Here is a 2,354-nt window from a genome sequence, read left to right as displayed (position 1 = left end):
CGTGCTCGCCGCTGGTTCCGAGACGGGCAACCGCGTCACCATGCCTGGTAACGACCTCTTTGCTCACCACTAAGCGCTCCCGCCGCCGTCGCCCGGTCGCCCGGTCGCCAAACATCGTCGCCGGTGTGCGGCGCCCTGATCGCGCGGTCAGGCCGAGCTCCAAAGAGACATTCGCTTGCCGATACCTGCCATGGCGCCCCAGCGCGATGGCTAACCAGACCGGGAAAGCGGTATCACACGCTTAAATCATCTTGCGATATAATCGCAAACGACTTAATCAATTTTTCGCGACTCATCGGCCTTTGTCTGAAGAGGATGCACATGAAACCTACGGACCTTCCGGCGAACGCCCCCCTGCCGCTCGCCGACTATCTTTGCTTCGCCGTCTACTCCACGAATCTGACGTTCGGCAAGGCATACAAGCCCATTCTCGATGAACTTGGACTGACCTATCCTCAGTTCATAGCGATCATTGCGCTTTGGGAACAAGATAACCAGACGGTAAGTGGTTTGGGCGAAAAGGTGTTCCTTGAATCGAATACGCTTACGCCCATGTTGAAAAAACTTGAAGCGATGGGCTATGTGGAACGCCGACGTGACCCGGAAGATGAGCGTCAGGTGCGAGTCAGTCTGACAAAAAACGGTCGACGACTCCGCGAGAAGAGTCTCAAGGTCGCAGACCTTACGGACGCGACTGGACTAACGCCCGAAGAGTTTTCGAAATTGCAGAAAGCAATCGTGACGTTGCGCAGCAACCTGTTTAACTCTCTCGATTCCAAATAGTTCGCGCTCGGCAGAGCGGACCCGACGGCGCCGCTATCAGTCCGGCACAAGGATGATGCTTGCGCCCGGCTCACCTGCCGGACGAGGCCCGGAGGCGTCCGCCGCGAGTTACTCCCACGGCGTCCAGCGTAGCGCCACCGCGCCGCTCCACTTGCAGTCCAAGCCTTGGATTCTCGTGGTTCGAAACGACGTCGCATCAAACGGAACTTGTCGCGCGCTCTTTCGAGTTGTAGCCGCTGTGCGACACGCCCGCAAACTTCTACCCCGACGGACTACCTCCAACACCAGCCCTACGTTGGCTGGTCAATCGGACAAGCTTAGGAAACCCAATCAAGCAGGTCGGTCTAGTCATCATCGAACATTTTGCGCGCCAGAAAATCGACGAATGAGCGTATTGTCGGTGCCAAATTGCGATTCGATGGCCCTGCCGAGAGGTATTGGTCGGCATGGTCGATATTTCATTGAGCACTGGTATCACGCTGCCCGCGCTTAACTGCCGTTGAATCGCAAAGTCCGGGATACAGCCGATTCCGACGCAGCTTTGCTTGAGTTGGATCAACGCACCCCATGTCTTCACGGATGGAAGTGGTGCCACGCACATATCCGGCTGCGCATCCCGTATCGAGGACCGCTTCGATGTTGCGATCCGGCATGGGGGCGACGCAAGACTCAAGGCTGATGTCCAAGCATCTTGTTTATTCGCGCCGCAGAGTCGTCGGCTCGCTAGGATATTTCTCCCAGCATGGCATCCCTGACAGCCCTCTAGATCTGAGCCAACATGTCCGTCTGCATCACAAAAAGTCCTCAACAGGAAGCTTCCCGCGCCGTCCGCGCGGAACTCGAGGTCAAGCTCGATCTCTGGGAACTCGGACATGAACTCTCGAAGTAGCGGTGCGAGCTAGGAACTTGCGACCTGGATCCTTGCGCGTAGCTTTCCCCGAGGGTTCTTAGCCCGATCAGCAAGACGCTCCTCGATCTGCTAGAACCCTCCACGAATCCGCAGACAGCTCGCAAGGAGAACGTCGTCTTCGTGCGTGAGCGCAATGCTTCGCATACTGCGATGAAAAGGGCGAGTCGACAGCTTTCCTCGAGACGCGCAATCGCCGTCGCGACGGCCGATGCGGGAAGGCCAATCCGCTGTTCTGCACGAGTAAAACTACGGGTCTCCGCAGCATGCATGAACGCATTCAGTGCGCTCAATTTGTCCGCGTCATCTTTCTTCTCGGGAAGCAAGTGGGCAACGTAGGCGGGTGGCACGGCACGCCAAGATCACAATCCTGGCTGGCGTCTCGGAAAGTCCGAAAGTGAGCTGCGGAAGTAAGTCGGTCAATTCGATTGCCGACAACTCGCAAAAGGTGCCGACCACGACACTTAGCGTGGCGACAGGATCAGGGTCGCGTACGAGCTCTCACCGACGCGGTGATAAAAAAGGGCGCTGCAAAGCCGCAACCGCCCCCTCGTATATCTGACTGCCCGTGCAAGCGCAAAACATGGAGAGCGGGCCAAAAACTGCCTTGGCCCGCATGATGGATTGTCGCGATGCGAGATCGGTAGTGTATGCCCTGTGTGGC

2 protein-coding genes are annotated in these 2,354 nt (G+C 57.4%); one reads left to right on the top strand and one right to left on the bottom strand.

The genetic code is table 11. From position 1 onward, the window contains the following. The first annotated feature begins 321 nt into the window (after positions 1 to 321). On the top strand, positions 322 to 783 hold the full coding sequence (locus tag U5A57_RS41125; RefSeq protein ID WP_321918051.1) for a MarR family transcriptional regulator: 462 nt from the start codon (positions 322 to 324) through the stop codon (positions 781 to 783). 804 nt (positions 784 to 1,587) lie between these two features. Here the strand turns inward: U5A57_RS41125 and U5A57_RS41800 are convergent. Beyond that, complete coding sequence (locus tag U5A57_RS41800) at positions 1,588 to 2,040, bottom strand: helix-turn-helix domain-containing protein (protein ID WP_415774720.1); 453 nt, start codon at positions 2,038 to 2,040, stop codon at positions 1,588 to 1,590. Positions 2,041 to 2,354 lie beyond the last annotated feature (314 nt).

It is taken from the genome of Paraburkholderia sp. J11-2 (assembly GCF_905220185.1).
In the GTDB taxonomy this organism is placed as follows: Bacteria; Pseudomonadota; Gammaproteobacteria; order Burkholderiales; family Burkholderiaceae; genus Paraburkholderia.
Note: the sequence above shows the minus strand (reverse complement) of the source record. Positions and strands in the feature narration are given on the sequence as shown.

Bases quoted from the DNA above. Each gene is read 5' to 3' on its own strand.
- U5A57_RS41125 (WP_321918051.1), top strand. From the start codon at position 322: ATGAAACCTACGGACCTTCCGGCGAACGCCCCCCTGCCGCTCGCCGAC.